Source organism: Luteitalea sp. TBR-22 (genome assembly GCF_016865485.1).
Lineage (GTDB): Bacteria > Acidobacteriota > Vicinamibacteria > Vicinamibacterales > Vicinamibacteraceae > Luteitalea.
Map to the genome: position 1 here is coordinate 2,435,733 of NZ_AP024452.1, position 17,691 is coordinate 2,453,423.

Consider the following 17,691-nt stretch of genomic DNA (forward strand, 5'->3'; position numbering starts at 1 on the left):
CGCGCCCCACGAGAATTTCAGATGTCCAATTTCAGATTGCCACCGGCTTCTTGTGTAACAGGCTCGCCACCAGGCCCGTCCAGCCGGTCTGGTGACTGGCGCCGATGCCCTTGCCGGTGTCGGCGTGGAAGTACTCGTGGAACGGCACGAGGTCGTGCCAGAGCGGATCGCGGGCGAAGCGGTCCTCGGCCCCGAACACGGGACGCCGCCCGTCCTGCCCGGGCATGAAGAGGCTCGTGAGCCGGCGCGCGATGTCGTCGGCCACTTCGGCCAGCGTCAGGTGCCGGCCGGAGCCGGTCGGGCATTCGACGCGGTACTCGGGCCCGAGGTAGTGGTGCAACGTACGCAGCGACTCGATCAGCAGGAAGTTGACCGGGAACCAGATCGGTCCCCGCCAGTTGGAGTTGCCGCCGAACAGCGGGGTGCACGACTCGCCGGGCTCGTAGTCGACGCGGTGCTCGACGCCGCCGACGATGACCGAGAAGGGATGCTGCTCGTGGTAGCGCGAGAGGGCGCGGACGCCGAACGGCGAGAGGAACTCGCGCTCGTCGAGCATGTACCCGAGCACACGCGACAGCCGGTCGGGTGAGACCAGCGACAGCAGGAGGCGGGCCTGCTGCCCCGGCACGTGCATCAGGGCGATGCTGGCGGCGAACTCGGGCCGGTGCTCGAGGAACCAGCGCATCCGGCGGCGGAACGCCGGCAAGGTCTCGAGATCCCGCGCCTCGAGTGTCGCCACGGCGAACAGCGGGATGAGGCCGACCATCGACCGGATCCGGACGCGCTGGTACTGCCCGCGCCCGAGCCGCAGGATGTCGTAGAAGAAGCCGTCCTCCTCGTCCCACAGGTTGACGTCCTCGCCCTGTTCCTGGTGCGCCATCGCGTAGCTGATGAACAGGAAGTGCTCCCAGAACTTGCTCGCCACGTCCTCGTAGGCCGCATCGTGGCGCGCCAGCTCCAGTGCGATGGTCAGCAGGTTCAGCGAGTACATCGCCATCCAGCTGGTGCCGTCGGACTGTTCGAGGTAGATGCCACCGGGCAAGGGCTGCGAGCGGTCGAAGACCCCGATGTTGTCCAGGCCGAGGAAGCCGCCCTCGAAGACGTTGTTGCCGCCCTCGTCCTTGCGGTTCACCCACCACGTGAAGTTGAGCAGCAGCTTGTGGAAGACGCGCTCGAGGAAGGCCAGGTCGCCGGTGCCGGTGCGATCGCGCTCCAGGCAGTAGACCTGCCAGGCCGCCCAGGCGTGGACCGGCGGGTTGACGTCGCTGAAGTTCCACTCGTAGGCCGGCACCTGGCCATTCGGGTGCATGTACCACTCGCGCAGCATCAGCAGCAGCTGGCGCTTGGCGAAGTCGCTGTCGACCAGCGCCAGCGGGACGCAGTGGAAGGCGAGATCCCAGGCGGCGTACCAGGGGTACTCCCACTTGTCCGGCATCGAGATGACGTCGTCGTTGTACAGGTGCGTCCACTCGCTGTTGCGCGCGTCGCGCCGGCCGCCGCGCGGTGGCGGCGGCTGGGCGGGATCGCCCTCGCGCCAGGTCTTCACGTCGTAGTGGTAGAACTGCTTGCTCCAGAGCATGCCGCCCAGGGCCTGCCGCATCACCCGCGCCTCGTCCGGCGACAGGTGTGCGGGGATCACCGTCGCGTAGAACGCGTCGGCCTCGGCCAGGCGCGTCGCGAGCACGCCGTCGAAGTCGTCGAAGGTCGTCGGCGACGGTGGCGTCGGGGTGAAGCGCACGCGGACGACGCGGCTGCCGCCGGCCGGCACGTCGAGCACGTAGTGAGCGGCGGCCTTGGTCCCCATCCCCGCGCCGTTGACGGCCGCCGTCGCGCCACCGACCACGTAGTCGTTGATGCCGTCCTTGGGGCAACTCGGGCCGTCGGGGTCGCCGTACAGGCGTCGCGTGTTGGTCTCGTTGTCGCAGAAGAGCAGCGGAGGGCGCCCCTCGAAGATCGCGTAGCGGGCGCCGTAGTGCCGCGTGTCGGCGCGCAGCGCCGCGACGGGGCCCGTCGACGGCAGCGCGTGCAGCGACGGCTTGTGCGCCCCGAGGCGCCACGACCAGGTGTTGCGGAACCACAGGGTGGGCAGCACGTGGATCGGTGCGGCGTCCGGCCCGCGGTTCACCACGGTGACCTGCAGCAGGACGTCCTCCTCGTCGGCCTTGGCGTACTCGATGGTGATGTCGAAGTACCGGTGGTCGTCGAAGATGCCCGTGTCGATGAGCTCGAACTCCGGCTCGTCGCGGCTGCGCTCGCGGTTGCGGGCCACGAGCTGGTCGTAGGGAAAGGCACGCTGCGGATACTTGTAGAGCATCCGCATGTACGAGTGGGTCGGCGTCGAGTCGAGGTAGAAGTAGTACTCCTTGGGATCCTCGCCGTGATTGCCCTCGGGGCCCGTCAGGCCGAAGAACCGTTCCTTGAGGATCGGATCCGCGCCGTTCCAGAAGGCGAGGGCCAGGCAGATCTCCTGGCGGCGGTCGCTCAGGCCCCCGATGCCGTCCTCGTTCCAGCGATAGGCGCGCGAGCGCGCGTGGTCGTGCGGGAAGTAGTGCCACGCGTCGCCGTCGCGGCTGTAGTCCTCGCGCACCGTGCCCCAGGCGCGGTCACTGACATAGGGCCCCCAGCGCCGCCAATGGTTGTCGCGGCTGAGTGCGGCTTCCAGGCGCAGGTGCTCGGCGGTGCGAGGAGATGGCATGATGACGGCTTCACGATACGCCAGTCACCGCTGAGTTGTGCCCGTCCGGCACGCTGGCGCGGGCCGTGTCGGGTTCGGGGGACCGATTGCGATTACAGGGACAGGGAGCGGCGGCGCTATGACGCGCGGCCACCTTGCTGAGCCTCGGGCCGCTCCAGATACTGGGAGACATGGGCTCCGTCACCCGGGTCTCCTGTCGTGCCATGCAGGCAGTCGTCCGGGCCGGAGCGTCCGGGTAGGCCCCGCCCACCCGCGCCGTTTCAGACCCGACCCCGTCCCGGGCGGGTCACCCGCCAGCCGACGGCCAGCCGCGCCACCGTGCGCGTGAGGATCGATTCATGAGCCAGTACCGCTTCGAGACGCTGCAGGTGCACGCCGGCCAGCAACCCGCCCCCGGGACCAATGCCCGCGCGGTGCCGATCTACCAGACCTCCTCGTACACGTTCAACGACGCCGATCACGGCGCCCGCCTCTTCGCGCTGCAGGAATTCGGCAACATCTACACGCGCATCATGAACCCGACCACCGACGTCTTCGAGCAGCGCGTGGCGGCGCTCGAGGGCGGCGTGGCGGCCCTGGCCACCAGCAGCGGGCAGGCGGCGCAGTTCCTCGCGATCTCGACGATCGCGCAGGCGGGCGACAACATCGTCTCGACCAGCTACCTGTACGGCGGCACCTACAACCAGTTCAAGGTGGCGCTGCCGCGGCTCGGCATCGGCGTGAAGTTCGTCGACGGCGACGGCGTGGAGGGCTTTGCCAGGGCCATCGACGACAAGACCAAGGCGCTCTACGTCGAGTCGATCGGCAACCCGCGCTACAACGTGCCCGATCTGGCGGCGCTCGCCAGGCTGGCGCACGACAACGGCATCCCGCTGATCGTCGACAACACCTTCGGGTGCGCCGGCTACATCTGCCGGCCGATCGACCACGGCGCCGACATCGTCGTCGCCTCGGCCACCAAGTGGATCGGCGGCCACGGCACCTCGATCGGCGGCGTGATCGTCGACGCGGGCAAGTTCGACTGGGCATCGGGCAAGTTCCCGCTGTTCACCGACCCGGCGCCGGGCTACCACGGCCTCGTCTTCACGGAGCCCTTCGGCGTCAATGGCCCGTTCGGCAACATCGCCTTCATCATCCGCGCGCGCGTCGAGGGCCTGCGCGACTTCGGTCCGTCGGTCAGCCCCTTCAACTCGTTCCTGTTCCTGCAGGGGCTCGAGACGCTGTCGCTGCGCGTGCAGCGCCACGCCGACAACGCGCTGGAACTGGCGACGTGGCTGAAGCAGCAGGACGGCGTGGAATGGGTCAACTACCCGGGCCTGGCCGAGCACCCGAGCCACGCGCTCGCCAGGCAGTACCTCACCCACGGCTTCGGCGCGATGCTGTCCTTCGGAATCAAGGGCGGGCGCGACGCCGGCCGGAAGTTCATCGACTCGGTCAAGCTGGCGAGCCACCTGGCCAACGTCGGCGACGCCAAGACGCTGGTCATCCACCCCAACACCACGACGCACCAGCAGCTCTCGGAGGCCGAGCAGCTGGCCAGCGGCGTGACGCCGGACCTGATTCGCGTCTCGGTGGGCATCGAGCACATCGAGGACATCAAGGCCGACTTCGCGCAAGCCTTCGCGCAGGTGCGGGGCTAGGGCCCGACCGTGAACGCCGCCGTGACCAGCGACCGCCGGCAGCACCTGCTGCCGGCGCCGGTCACGCTCGAGTCGGGCGTGGTGCTGCCGCGCGTGTCGGTCGCGTACCACACGTGGGGGACCCTGGCGCCCGGCGGTGACAACGCGGTCCTCGTGTGTCACGCGCTGACGGGCTCGTCGGACGTGTCGGACTGGTGGGGAGGCCTCATCGGCCCGCACGGTGCCCTCGATCCGTCACGCGATTACGTCGTCTGCAGCAACGTCCTCGGCAGCTGCTACGGATCGACCGGGCCGGGGACCCCGGAATGGGACGCGGTGTTCGGCAGGCAGCCCGAGGCGCCGGCCGTGACGATCCGCGACGTCGTGCACGTGCAGCGCCAGTTGCTCGAGGCGCTCGGCGTGCGTCGGTTGCGCCTGGTGATCGGCGGGTCGATGGGCGGCATGCAGGCGCTGGAGTGGGCGCTGCTGTACCCCGGGATGGTCGAGGCCATCGCGGTGCTCGCGGCGCCCGCCGTGCACGCGCCCTGGGCGATGGCCCTGGCCGAGGTGCAGCGGCAGGCCATCTTTGCCGACCCGGAGTGGCCGCACGGCCGTGCGGCGAAGGGACTGGCCGCGGCTCGGATGATGGGCATGATCTCCTACCGGAGCGCGCAGGCCTTCGAGGCGCGCTTCGGCGCCGGTCGGCACGACGCCTCGGCGCCGTCGGTGACCCGCTGGCTGCACCGGCACGGCGAGAAGCTCGTCGATCGCTTCGACGCGCGGGCGTACGTCACCCTCACGCACGTGCTCGACTCGCATGACGTCGGCCGGGGACGCGGTGGCGTGCAGGCGGCTCTCGCGCGCCTCCACCAGCCAGCGCTGGTGGTCGGCATCGACAGCGACGTCTTGTACCTGCCCGACGAAATGCGCGGCCTGGCCCGCGACCTGCCAGCGGGTGAGCTGTTCTGGCTCGAATCGCCGCACGGGCACGACGCGTTCCTCATCGAGCAGGACGTCGTGCTGCGCGCCGTCCGCGACTTCCGCGCGCAATTGGAAATGTGACATTTGAAATTCCCGGCGGCTCGGGCTTTGCCCTTCGCCGCTCGATATGCCGCGAGGGCGACAGGCCGAAGGCCGTCGCCTCGAGAATTTCAAATTTCGAATTTCAAATTACCATCGCAGCATGCGCACACGCCTCGCCGTGGCGGGCCTCGTCGCGGCCCTCTCCCTCATCTCCCTGCAGGCCCAGGTCCGGTCGCCGTACAGGGAGGGCGCGGCCGGCCTGATCCAGAAGCTGCAGCGGCTCACCACGACCGCCAGCGCGATGCACACCGGCGCGCACCCCGACGATGAGGACAGCGCGCTCATCGCGCGGCTGGCGCGTGGCGACCACGCGCGGGTGGCGTACCTTTCCCTGAATCGCGGCGAGGGCGGGCAGAACGTCCTCGGCCCCGAGTTCTACGAGGCGCTCGGCGTCATCCGCACGGAGGAGCTGCTGCAGGCGCGAGCCCTCGACGGCGGCGAGCAGTTCTTCACGCGCGTCGTCGACTTCGGCTACACGGTCAACATGCCGGAGACCGAGCGCAAGTGGGGCGGGCGCGACGTGCCGCTCGGTGACATGGTGCGCGTCCTGCGCACCTACCGGCCGCTCGTCGTCGCGTCACGGTTCTCGGGCACCTCGGCCGACGGGCACGGGAACCACCAGCTCGCGGGCGCGCTCACGCCCATTGCCGTCAAGGCGGCGGCCGACCCTGCGCAGTTCCCCGAGCAGATCGCGGAAGGGCTGCGGCCGTGGCAGGTGAAAAAGCTCTACGTGGGCATGCGGTTCGGACCCAACCAGCCGGAGCCACCGACGCTCACGCTCCAGACGGGCGTGTTCGATCCGGCGCTCGGCCGGACGTACGCGCAGATCGCCGCGGAAGGCCGGTCACAGCACAAGACGCAGGAGATGGGCGGCGCGCAGCTGCATGGCCCGCAGACCACGGGCCTGCGCCTGGTCGAGTCGTGGGTGCCGCGCGTCGAGCGCGAGCAGTCGGTGTTCGACGGCATCGACACGTCGATCGCCGGGCTGGCCCGACTGGCCGGCCTCCCCGACGGGGCGATCGCCGCGCCACTCGGCGTCATGGCGTCCTCGGCCAGCGAAGCGCTCTCGCGTGTCGACGTGCGGCAGCCGACGACGCTGCTGCCGGTGCTGGCGCGGGGCCTGACTGCGGCGCGCGAGGCGCGTGCGGCCCTTGCCACGCTGTCGGCGCCGGAGGCGGCGAGAGCGGAGGCCGCCTTCCTGCTGGATCAGGAGATTCGCCAGTGGGAGGACGCGTTGGTCCATGCGTCGGGCGTGCATGTCGAGGCGTTGGCGACCAGCGAAACGGTGACGCCGGGCGGGCAGGTCAGCGTCAGCGTCCGCGCATTCGTGCCCGCGGCGCCGGATCTCACCGTCACGGTGGCGCCGCCGACGCTCACGCTGCCGATCGGCTGGACGCAGGCGCCGCTCGCCGAGGCGCCGCAGTTCACGGGACGCGGCTTCATGGCGCGCTTCCTTCGTGAGCAGCCGAGCGTCGAGGCGTCGTTCGCCGTGACGGCGGCAGCGGATGCGCGCATCACGCAGCCGTACTGGCTCGAGGCGCCAGCGCGGGGCGACGTGTTCGCCTGGCCGGCCGACGCGCCGCGCCACATGCCGTTCGCGCCCGCGGTCGCCAGCGGTCGCACCACGATCACCGTGGCGGGCACGCCCGTCGAGGTCACCGTGCCCGTGCAGTTCCGCATCGTCGATCCGGTGCGCGGCGAACTGCGGCGCAACCTCGAGGTCGTGCCGGCGCTGTCGGTGCAGGTCACCCCCGGCCTGGACGTCGTGGCCCTGTCGTCGGTGGGTGCGTCGCGCCAGGTCACCGTGCGCATCGACAGCCAGGCGCCTGCGGCGATCAGCGGCGAGGTGTCGCTCGACATGCCCTCCGGCTGGACGGCCACGCCGGCCAGGGCGGCCTTCACCATCGAGCAGGCGGGCCAGAGCGCCACGGCGACCTTTGCCGTCGCGCCGCCGAAGGGCGTCGCGCAGGGCAGTCACGTGTTCACGGCGAGGGCCGTGTCGGGCGGACGCACGTACGCGCACCGGCTGCGGACCATCGCCTACCCGCACATCCAGACGCACCGGATGTACGAGCCGGCGCGCTTCGACCTGCGACTGGTGGACGTGACGGTGGCGCCCGTCACCGTCGGCTACATCATGGGCACGGGCGACGAGGTGCCCGAGGGGCTGAAGCGCCTCGGCGTGCCGGTCACGCTGCTCACGCCCAACGACGTCGCGTCGGGTGATCTCGCCCGCTACGACACGATCATGGTCGGCGTCCGCGCCTCCGAGGTGCGGCCCGACTTCGTGGCCAACCACGGGCGCCTGCTCGACTACGTGCGCAACGGCGGCACGCTCATCGTGCAGGAGCAGCACGAGGTCTACACGCAGAAGAAGCTGACGCCGTTCCCGGCCGAGATCGGGTCACGCGTGACCGACGAGGATGCGCCGGTCACGATCCTCGAGCCGACGCACCCGGTGTTCACGACGCCGAACCGCATCACGCTTGACGACTTCCGCAACTGGCGCCAGGAGCGGAACGCCTACGGTTTCCAGACCTTCGATCCGCAGTACACGCCGCTGCTGGAGAGCCACGACCCCTGGGACACCGAGCAGAAGGGCGGCCTGGTGTACGCGCGGCTGGGCAAGGGGCACTACGTGTACTCGGCCTACAGCTGGTTCCGCGAACTGCCCGACGGCGTGCCGGGCGCGTACCGGATCGTGGCGAACCTGATCAGCCTCGGGTCAAAGCGGCCGTAGGCGTCGAGCCTGCTCGACGCGCATTGCGCCAGCGCGTTGACCGTCGGCCAAGGCCGACGTCTACGAAATGGCCTTGTCGATGGGGATCGGCTCGCCGGCGAAGGCGCGCTTGGCCGTCCAGGCGCGCGCCGGCTCGGTCCAGAACGGGTCACTGGCCGGGAGTCCGAGGGGCAGGAACGCGGCCGAGCAGAGGTACAGGCTGCCGGTGGAGATGTAGGTCTCGGCGATGCCGGGTTGGTGGCCGCACAGGCCCAGCGTGAGCCAGCCGCCGGCGTCGACGGTGCCGGGCGCATCCAGCGTGCGCGCGATGACCGCCGACAGCGCGGCGCGGGCCTGGCCGGGTGTCACGTCCCCGGGAAGATCCTTGCGCAACGCCGCCTGCGCGAGCCCCTGGAACGCGCCGCAGCGATAGGCGAGCGAGCGGCCGACCGGCGGATACGAGCCGTCAGGAGCGATGAGGCGTTCCTGGATGGCGGCGAACCGCCGCGCCCGCGTCAGCACCGGCTCACGCATCGCCTGCCAGGCCGGCCGGTCGTCGGCGCAGGCGTCGAGCACGTCGACGAGCATCGGCTGGATGACGAAGGCGTTGTAGTAGTCGAAGTGGAACTGCGGACCGTCGCCGTAGATGCCGTCGCCCTTGTACCACTGCTCGTGCTGGCGCAGCGCGTAGTCGACGCGCATGCGGTCCCACGTCGGGTCGCCGGCCTTCTTCAGGAACGCTTCGACCGTCGCGGCGAACAACAGCCAGTTGTTGAAGCCCGGCAGGATCACGCGTGCCGATCGGAACGCGTCGACCAACCGCGTGCGGGTGGCCTCGGGCAGGCCGGTCCAGATCGCCGGCGCGCGCAGGAAGGCCTGGGCCAGGAAGGCCGCGTCGACCAGCGGTTGTGAGCCTTCGTTGAAGTTGAGCCGGTCGGGACCGCCGGGGCGGGTGCCGTGATCGAGGCCGGCGCGAATCAGGTCGATCGCGGCGGCCCGGGTGCGTCCCTCGGCGTCGGCGCTCGCCGGGAGGGCGAGCCACGGCGCCAGGCCCATGAGCGTGCGGCCCACGGCCTCGAGGTGCGTGACCGCCTCGCGGCCGGTGGCGCCGGGCACCGTCTCCACCGGCATGGTGGCACGCAGGCGCCCCTGCGCGAGGGCGCGCAGCACCGGCAGGAAGATGCGGTCGACGCGCGCGAGCCACGCGGCGCGGTCGGCGGCGCCGTCGGCGGGAGCCGGTTGTGCGTGTGCCGCTGCCGGCAGGACGGAGGGGGTGACGGCCGCCGTGCCGAGGCTCGCGGCGGTCGCGACGAAGCGCCGCCGGTCCATCAGAGCGCGATGGCCTCGTCGATGAGCATCACGGGAATGTCCTCGCGCACCGGGTACAGGTACTTGCCGTCGGCGCGGACCAGGCCTTCGGTGACCGCTTCGGTCACTGGCGCACCGCCGCGGGTCTTCACGCCGCCGGCCGCGATGCGGGCGTTGAGCGTCGCGAGCGTGTCGGGGCTGGCCAGGGTGACGGGAGTCTTGTCCTCGGGGCACACGAGGATTTCGAGCAGTTCGGCATCGACCATGGACAGAGTCTACATGCAGCCGGCCGTGGTGCCGGACAGGGCCGTGATTTCTGCTAGGATGCGGCCCTCAACCCACCAGAGGAGTTCCGCCATGCGCATGTTCGCGTGGACCCCGGCGTGCGCCGTGGTCCTGCTTGCCGGGCTGTCGGTCACCATGGACGCGCAGGAGAAGTCGAAGCTCAAGCCGAAGGACATCCCGCGGCTGATGGAGGAGGCCGACAAGTTCATCGCCGCCAACGACCTGCCGAAGGCCGAGGCCTACCTGAAGGCGATCATCGAACTGGATCCCAGGCAAGCGCAGGCCGCCTTCAAGCTCGCGACCGTCTGCGAGTCGCAGAAGAACTGGGACTGCGCGCTCGTGAACTACAACCTGGCGGTGTCCTCGCTCACCGGCGCCGAGAAGGCGCGAGCGCACATGGGACTGGCCACCGGCCACTTCGAGGCCCAGCGCTACGGCGATGCCGCGGAGCAGGCGGCGGCGGTGCTGGCCATCGACCCCGCCCGCCCGGAGGCGCACGTGATCCGGGCGCAGTCGCTCGTGAAGCTCAAGAGCCCGGAAGCCGTGGCGGCCTGCGAAGCCGCCGTCAAGGCGGTGCCAGGGCAGGCGGCGGTCCATGCCGCCTTGGGCGAGGCGCTGATCGCCGCGGGACGGCAGGCCGACGCGGAGGCGCCGCTCAAGAAGGCGCTCGAGCTCGAGCCCAAGCGCGCGGCCACGAGCGCGCAGCTGGCGCAGGTGCTCGGCGCCAAGGGCGATCATGCCGGGACGATCGCCGCCGCCACCGCGGCGCTCGATGCCGAGCCCGGCCGGAAGGACCTGTACGCGGTGCGCGGTCGCGCCTACCTCGCGACGGGCGACGAGGCCAGGGCGCTGCCCGACCTGTATGCGGCCATCGCGGCCAATCCCCAGGACAAGGCCTTGCTGCTCGCGCTCGGCCGAATCCAGCAGAAGCAGGGCCGCCTCCCCGAGGCCGCGCAGCAGTTCCGGGCGGTGCTGGCCATCGACCCCAGGCAACCGGAGGCACTGCTCGGCCTGGCCGACGTGCTCGTGCGCGTCAACGACTTCGAGAACGCGAAGGCGCCGGCGGCCGCCGCGGCGGCCGCGCTGCCCGACAACGCGCAGGCCCAGTACCTGCACGGGCGGCTGCTCGAACAGGACAAGCAGTACGACCAGGCGCTGGCCGCGTACGGCAACGCCGTCCGCCTCGACGCCAGGCTCGCCCAGGCGCATTACGGCCAGGGCCGGATTCTGCGCGAGCAGAAGAAGGACGTGCCCGGTGCGCTCGCGGCGATGGAGAAGGCCGCGGCCCTCGATGCGGCCGACCCCGGCATCCTGACCGAGCTCGGCGCGGTGCTCTACGAGTCCAAGCAGGTCGATCGCAGCATCGACACGTTGCAGAAGGCGACCGCCACCGCAGGCTATACCAACCCGATGGGGTATGCCGTGCTCGGCCTGGCGCTGAAGGACAAGAAGGAGTTCGAGAAGGCGATTGCGCCGCTCGAGAAGGCCGCGGAACTGGCGCCCAAGTGGTGGATGCCGCGATGGGGCGCGGCCTGGGCCTACTTCGGCGGCTTCAAGAAGGGGTGCCCCTGCGGTCCCGACGACCAGGCGCGGGTGCAGAAGATGCAGGCGCACTTCGACCAGATGGTGGCGCTCGGCGGCAGCGACGCGGCCCTGGCAGAGCGCGTGAAGATGCTCGCCTCGGGCCTCAAGATCAAGTGACGGGCCCTGGGGCCGGCAGGCGCCGGCCCCAGGGGAACCTGCCTACTTCTTGCGCGCCGGGGCCGCGGCGGCCACCGGTTCCGGCGCCTTGACCGTCCAGAACGTCGGGTCGGCGTCGAGCCACTGCTTGCTGACCGTGCTCATCGACGGGCGCATCCTGAACACGTAAGTCATCGAAGACGAGATGGATGCCTGGTACATCTCGCGCATCTGGATGCGGCCACTCTCGCCGACCGCGTCGCGGAACGCGTCGCTGCCGTGCATCGGGCCTGCCGCGTCGATCCCGGCCAGGGACTGCTTCGGGTAGAAGAAGAAGAACGTGAGGTCGTCGGTGCCGGCCTCGACCTCGTACACCGACCAGTGCTCGTCCATCTTGGCCTTCGCGTGGGCCTCGGCCATCGCGCGCCACGCCATGCGGAACTCGCGGTCGTGTCCCTGCTTCACCCGCACCACGTCCACCTGCACGTACCGCATGGTCGGCAGGTCGACGGCAGGCTGGTAGCTCAGGCCCGGCCGGAAGCCGGTCATGATGGCGGTCGTGCGCGACAGGTGCTCGCTCTCCTGGGCGGAGAACTTGTCGTCGGCCGCGCGCAGCGTCGCGACGGCGTCCATGCCGTCCTCGACCTTCTGCATCGCCTCGTAGCTCTCGTAGCCCGAGAGGAACCACGCCTCGCCCGGGCCCATCATCGAGGTCATCGCCACCCAGCGACTCGGGGCATCGGCCTGCCTGAAGGCCGCCGACCAGGCCGCCTCGTTCGCGGCGTGCGCTGGCGCGTGGCCGGGCTTGACCTCTTCGCGATAGATCAGCAGCTTGGCGGGCGTCCACGGCGAAGCCGCCGGTTGCTGGGCCTGCGCCACCATGGCCATCGGCGCGACCACGACCACTGCTGCGAGCACACAGAGGCGCCCAAGACGTCGGTTCATCGTTCCTCCTCGGAACCCGTCCACGGCGGCGACGATCAGGCGGGACGCGGCTGGATGCCACGCCGTCGACCTGCACGCCACGACGCGTCGCTGCCGCAGCGGAGCCGGCCGACGCATGACCATGGATGAGTCACGACGGTACGCCTCAACCATCGGCAATGCACGAGCCAAATCCACGAGGCCGCCTTGTGCGTTCAGGCACGGGCGCGTCGTTACGCGCGCGCCTCACCGACGCGCGAAAACATGGACGGCCCGCCTCCCGAGCCGCGCCGCCCGAGGCGCGTGCCCGACCGCCGTGCGTGGACGCCATGCCGCCGGGAGCGATATCGTTCGGGTCTCGATGTCGCTGCTGAGCCTATACGACCTGTCGCTCCTCGGACGCCCCGACACGCCGGCTCTCGAGTTCGATGCCGGCGGCGTCCGACGCGCCTTCACGTTCGGCGACCTCGAGGCGCGCAGCAACCGATGGGCCCACCTGCTGGCCGCCCGCGGCGTGGCCCCTGGCGATCTGCTGGCGTTCTGCCTCCCCAATCGACCCGCGGTCATCGACCTGTGGATCGCCGCGATCAAGCGCGGCGTCATCCTGGTGCCGATCAACGTGCTCTACCGCGGCCGCGAGATCGGCCACATCCTCGCCGACGCGGCGCCGCGCGCCGTCGTGACCACCGCCGATCGCGTCGGCGACTTCGCGGGCCTGCCGGTGTGGGATGTGGATGTGGTCGAGGCCGAGGCCGGCACCCATCCCGCCGAGCGAGTCGCCGTGCGTGCCGACGCGGCGACGCCGGCGGCGCTCGTCTACACGTCGGGGACGACGGGCGTCGCCAAGGGCGCGGTGCTCACCCAGGGCAACTTCGCCGCCAACGCGCTCGCGCTGCTCGCGGCCTGGGACATCACCCACGCCGACCGGTATCTGGCCGCGCTGCCGCTGTTCCACGTCCACGGCCTCGGCAACGGCGTGCAGTGCTGGCTGGCCAGCGGCTGTCACATGCGACTCGTGGAGCGCTTCGAGCACGACAAGGCCGTCGGCTGGTTCGAGGAGTACCGGCCGACGCTCTTCTTCGGCGTGCCGACCATGTACGTGCGGCTGCTCGAGACGCCGGCGGCGCAGGCGCAGGCCATTGGCGCGCGGATGCGCCTTTTCGTCTCGGGCTCGGCGCCACTGCCTGCGCAGGTCCTCGAGGCGTTCGCGGCGCGCTTCGGTCACGTCATCCTGGAGCGTTACGGCATGACCGAGACGCTGATGAACGTCAGCAACCCGCTGGTGGGGGAACGCCGACCGGGCACCGTGGGCCTGCCGTTGCCGATGACGGCCGTGCGCATCCTCGACGACGGCGGCGCGCCGGTCGGCACCGACGAGACCGGCGAACTCTGGGTGCAGGGGCCGAACGTCTGCGCGGGGTACTGGAATCGACCCGAAGCGACCGCCGCGGCCTTCGTCGACGGCTGGTTTCGCACGGGCGACCTCGGGTGCCGCGCGGCCGACGGCTACATCACGCTGCAGGGCCGCCGCAGCGATCTCATCATCGCCGGCGGCTTCAACATCTACCCGCGCGAAATCGAGGAAGTGCTCACGACCCTCCCCGGCGTACGCGAGGCCGCCGTCGTCGGCGTGCCCGACGCGGTGCGTGGCGAGGTGCCGGTGGCGTACCTGGTGGGCCAGGGCATCGACACGTCGGCCGTCGAGGCCGCCCTGCGCGCGCAGGTGGCCTCCTTCAAGGTGCCGCGAGCGTTCGTCGTTGTCGACGCCTTGCCGCGGACGGCGCTCGGCAAGGTGCAGAAGCACCTGCTCCCGCCAGTGGACACGCGCCGATGAGCCCCGCGGCGCTGTCCGTGCTCGCCCTCGTGCTGGTGATGGCGGCGAGCTTCGGCACGCGGCTCAACGTCGGCGTGCTCGCCGTGGCGCTGGCCTGGCCGATCGCGGTCTACGTCGCAGGCTGGAAGCCCGACGCGCTGATGGCCGTGTTCCCGGCCTCGCTGTTCGTGACGCTGCTCGGCGTGACGCTCCTGTTCGGCATCACGCAGGCCAACGGCACGATGGCGGCGCTCACCCAGCGCGCCTTGCGCGCGTGTGGCGGACGCGCCGGCTGGTTGCCCGCGATGCTGTTCGGCCTCTCGTGCACGGTCAGCGCGATGGGGCCGGGCGCGATCGCCGCATCCGCGCTGCTCGCGCCGGTCGGCATGGCGGCGGGCGTGCAGGCCGGGCTCTCGCCCCTGCTCGCGGCGCTGATGATCGGCAACGGCGCCAACGCGGGCAACCTGTCGCCGTTCAGCGCGGTGGGCGTGATCGTGGCGGCCGGGATGGTGAAGGCGGGGGTGCCGGGACACGCCTGGCAGGTGTTTGCGGCCAACTTCGTCGCCCACCTGCTCGCCGCCGGGCTCGCGTGGCTCGCCTTCGGCGGTCCGCGCCTGCTGCGCGACGACACGCGCGTCGACGTCGGTGAGGTACCGCCGTTGACCCGTCAGCACTGGCTGACGCTCGCGGTGGGCGCGGCGTGGGTCGTCGCCGTGGTGGGGCTCAAGGTGAACCTGGGTCTCGCCGCGTTCGCGGCCGCGTCGGTGCTCGTGCTGCTGCGCGCGTGCGAGGACGGCGCGATGCTGCGGCAGGTGCCCTGGGCGGTGATCGTGATGGTGTGCGGCGTCAGCGTGCTGATCGGCGTGCTCGAGGGCACGGGCGGCCTCGACCTGTTCAGCGGCGCGCTGGCGCGCATCGCGACGCCGGCCAGCGTCAACGGCGTGATCGCCTTCGTGACTGGTGCGATCTCGACCTACAGCTCGACGTCGGGGGTGGTCTATCCGACGTTCCTGCCGGCCATCCCGTCGCTCGTCGCGAAGCTGGGCGGCGGCGATCCGTTGCAGATTGCCCTCAGCATCAACGTCGGCGCGGCGCTCGTGGACGTGTCGCCGCTCTCGACCATCGGCGCGCTCTGCATCGCCGCGCTTCCCGCCGGCGAGCAGACGCCACTCCTGTTCCGCCGCATGCTCACCTGGGGCCTGGCCATGACGCTCGTCGGCGCGGCGTTCTGCCAGTTCGGGATCCGCTTCTTCGCGTTCAGGTAGGCCCGCGTGTCCCAGGCGGCCGTGATCGACAGCGGCGCGGCGAGGCCACCGCGCCCGACCTTGGCGCTTCTAGATCGTCGCGGTCTTCTCGACGACGAAGATGTTGTTCTCGGTCTCCTGGATCAGCACTTCCACCGTGTAGGTGATGCCGCGCCCCGGGAACTTGTCCTGGATGTGGGCGACGACGTGCTCCCAGACGTAGAGCGCCACGTTCTCCACGCTGGGACCCTTGCCCTTCAGCAGGACCACGCCCTCGGGCTCGAACAGCTCGGAGTTCAGGAACGTCGAGTCCTGCTCGGTCACGAGCATCTTGTGGTCGAGGAACCGCATCACGGCCTTCAGGTCGCCGAAGTCGAGCGCCATGTCGAGCTCGTCGCGCGGGAAGGCTTCGCACGACACCGTCACGGTGCCGCGCCACGTGTGGCCGTGGACCCACTTGCACTTGCCGGGGTAGCCGAGCTGCCGATGCCCGGTGTGGAAATGGGAGTGGACGATGATCTTTTCCATACGAGGTGTGGGACGCCCGGCGGGAGCGGGGCGCTCCGTCCATTCTAGCGGCCGCGCGTCCAGCGGGCCGCATGCACCGTCAGCGCGCGTGCGTCGCCGGGGCGCGCGTTGACGGTGTCCATCACCAGCAGCAGCGCATGGAGGCGGTCGAGGGCCGGCGGGCCGGTGGCTGGGCGGATCGGCCGGAAGTCCTCCAGCGGCAGCCTGACGAGGCGCCTGGTGCTGTCCACGTAGGCCGAATGGCGCCACCGCAGGCCTTCGCCCGGACGCGGCTCCCGGAGTTGGACCGACAGCCGCATGGGGCCCGAGGCCGATACGTCGAGCTCGAGCACGGCACCGGACGGCGGCGGACTCGCCAGGTCGCCGACGAGCGCCGCGAACTGGCTGGTGCGTGCGCCTGGTGCCAACGCCAGTCGGGCCGCGACCACCGCGTCGGCAGCGCCTGCCACGACGTCGACGCGAGATGCCGCATCGTGCTCGCCGTGCCAGCCCCGCAGGGCCACGGCCGTCCCTTCGCCTGCGGTGTCCCGGTCACCGGGGGGCACGCTCGGAGCGACCGGGAGGTTGTGCCCGCGTGCCGGGCTGATGGCCAGCGGCAGGGCAGGTCCCCCGCCCGACGGCGCGCGCCACAGTTGGGCGCGATAGATGCCGGGCGGGTCGTTGGCCCCCAGCGGCACGCCCTCCGCCGATGGCGCGACGTCTCGCCAGGGTGTGCCGTTGCGCGTCACGCGCACCACCGAGCCTGCCGGGCCGTTGTGCCGCACGAGGAGGCGGGCCGCGCCACGGGCATCCGGCCCAGGCAGGGCCGCATCAGCCGGCTCGAGCAGGTCGAGGGCGAGCCATGGGGCGTCGGCGAGGCCGAACACCGCGCTGTACGCCACACGGTGCCTGATGGCGTCGAGCACGACGCGGGCATCGCGCGACGCATCGCCCGTCGGGGCGCCGTCGAGCCACGGCACGACCAGGCCGAAGGTGCCGAAGCTGGCCACGTATCCGGGAAACCGCGCCAGCGTCCGGCCGTCGTCCATCGGGTCGGCCTCGCGCTTCCAGCCGATGCGGGCGTGCGCATCGACGGCGGCGAGCGCAAGCTGTGGCGGCCGCGACGGTCGATCGCGGTCGGCCAGCAGGGCGGTGGGGTAGTGCGCCAGGCCGACGAGCGCCACTGCGCCGTTGAAGGGGTACACCGCCAGGCGCCCGAGCAGCGACGTCGTCGGCGCCGAGCGCCAGGTGCTGTCGGCGTTGATCCACTCGAACCCGTCGCCATCCACTGACGGGTCATGCCAGGCGAGCGCCGGGCGCGGCGAGTCGGGGTGCGCGAGGATGCCCAGTCCACCGAGTCGACGCACGTCCTCGGCCACGGCGCGCCCCTCGCCCGCCAGCGGGTAGGGGGCACGCGGCAGGTCGAGTGCGACGTAGTGCCCGTCGTCGGTGCTGATCTCGACGCCGTCGATGAGGAGCACGCCCTCCACGACCCGCGGCGGGTCGGGAAGGCGCGTTGCGTCGCCGTGGTCGGTGAGGATCACGAAGTCGAGGCCAGCCCGCGCCGCCGCCGTCGCGATCGCGTCGGGCGAGCCGCTGCCGTCGGAGCGCGTGCTGTGGACGTGGTACGCGCCGCGCCAGAGCCTCGGCTGGCCCGGCACGGGCGTGAGGACGAGGGGCTCCGGGGTGAGGAGCCAGAGCAGGCACGCGGCGGCTGCCATCAGCCCCAGTCCCACGAGTCCCGCGCGACGCGCCGTCACGGGGGCAGCATACAAGACAGGGCACCGGGCACCGGGCGCCGGGCACCGAAGCTC

Annotated in this window: 12 protein-coding genes; 6 read left to right on the forward strand and 6 right to left on the reverse strand. The window is 71.1% G+C overall.

The features are described 5' to 3' along the window. Window positions 1-31 precede the first annotated feature (31 nt). On the reverse strand, window positions 32-2,695 hold the full coding sequence (locus tag TBR22_RS10000) for a hypothetical protein (RefSeq protein ID WP_239492833.1): 2,664 nt from the start codon (window positions 2,693-2,695) through the stop codon (window positions 32-34). A 338-nt stretch (window positions 2,696-3,033) separates the two neighbouring features. Here TBR22_RS10000 and TBR22_RS10005 point away from each other — a divergent pair, with 338 nt between their 5' ends. From TBR22_RS10005 to TBR22_RS10015, 3 genes are all read left to right on the forward strand, one after another. Further along, on the forward strand, window positions 3,034-4,335 hold the full coding sequence (locus TBR22_RS10005) for an O-acetylhomoserine aminocarboxypropyltransferase/cysteine synthase family protein (RefSeq protein ID WP_239492834.1): 1,302 nt from the start codon (window positions 3,034-3,036) through the stop codon (window positions 4,333-4,335). A 9-nt stretch (window positions 4,336-4,344) separates the two neighbouring features. Continuing rightward, window positions 4,345-5,376, forward strand: a complete 1,032-nt coding sequence (metX, locus tag TBR22_RS10010) for a homoserine O-acetyltransferase (RefSeq protein ID WP_239492835.1) — start codon at window positions 4,345-4,347, stop codon at window positions 5,374-5,376. A gap of 121 nt (window positions 5,377-5,497) precedes the next feature. Further along, the gene (locus TBR22_RS10015) at window positions 5,498-8,137 is read left to right on the forward strand and encodes a PIG-L family deacetylase (protein ID WP_239492836.1); all 2,640 of its coding nucleotides are present in this window, start codon (window positions 5,498-5,500) and stop codon (window positions 8,135-8,137) included. A gap of 60 nt (window positions 8,138-8,197) precedes the next feature. Here TBR22_RS10015 and TBR22_RS10020 read toward each other — a convergent pair whose 3' ends face one another. Beyond that, the gene (locus tag TBR22_RS10020) at window positions 8,198-9,445 is read right to left on the reverse strand and encodes a DUF2264 domain-containing protein (RefSeq protein WP_239492837.1); all 1,248 of its coding nucleotides are present in this window, start codon (window positions 9,443-9,445) and stop codon (window positions 8,198-8,200) included. Next, a complete protein-coding gene (locus TBR22_RS10025; protein WP_239492838.1) occupies window positions 9,445-9,690 on the reverse strand; it encodes a Trm112 family protein in 246 nt (81 codons plus the stop codon). The genes TBR22_RS10020 and TBR22_RS10025 overlap by 1 nt, the downstream gene beginning before the upstream one ends. A gap of 91 nt (window positions 9,691-9,781) precedes the next feature. Here TBR22_RS10025 and TBR22_RS10030 point away from each other — a divergent pair, with 91 nt between their 5' ends. Further along, window positions 9,782-11,410 carry a lipopolysaccharide assembly protein LapB gene (locus tag TBR22_RS10030; protein WP_239492839.1) on the forward strand — a complete coding sequence of 543 codons (1,629 nt, stop codon included), beginning with the start codon at window positions 9,782-9,784 and terminating at the stop codon, window positions 11,408-11,410. A 42-nt stretch (window positions 11,411-11,452) separates the two neighbouring features. On the opposite strand, the gene TBR22_RS10035 is transcribed toward TBR22_RS10030, so the two are convergent. Next, entirely contained in the window at window positions 11,453-12,334 is an 882-nt protein-coding gene (locus TBR22_RS10035; RefSeq protein WP_239492840.1) for a hypothetical protein, read from the reverse strand. 340 nt (window positions 12,335-12,674) lie between these two features. Between TBR22_RS10035 and TBR22_RS10040 the strand changes: the two genes are divergently transcribed. Together TBR22_RS10040 and TBR22_RS10045 are read left to right on the forward strand one after the other, a co-directional pair. Then, on the forward strand, window positions 12,675-14,147 hold the full coding sequence (locus TBR22_RS10040) for a class I adenylate-forming enzyme family protein (RefSeq protein WP_239492841.1): 1,473 nt from the start codon (window positions 12,675-12,677) through the stop codon (window positions 14,145-14,147). Then, window positions 14,144-15,391, forward strand: coding sequence for an SLC13 family permease (locus TBR22_RS10045; RefSeq protein WP_239492842.1), 1,248 nt, complete (start codon window positions 14,144-14,146; stop codon window positions 15,389-15,391). Before TBR22_RS10040 ends, TBR22_RS10045 begins: the two co-directional genes overlap by 4 nt. Before the next feature lie 69 nt (window positions 15,392-15,460). Here the strand turns inward: TBR22_RS10045 and TBR22_RS10050 are convergent, their stop codons facing one another. Further along, window positions 15,461-15,898, reverse strand: a complete 438-nt coding sequence (locus TBR22_RS10050) for a 6-carboxytetrahydropterin synthase (RefSeq protein WP_239492843.1) — start codon at window positions 15,896-15,898, stop codon at window positions 15,461-15,463. Between the two features lie 44 nt (window positions 15,899-15,942). After that, complete coding sequence (locus TBR22_RS10055) at window positions 15,943-17,637, reverse strand: PHP domain-containing protein (RefSeq protein WP_239492844.1); 1,695 nt, start codon at window positions 17,635-17,637, stop codon at window positions 15,943-15,945. Window positions 17,638-17,691: the final 54 nt, after the last annotated feature.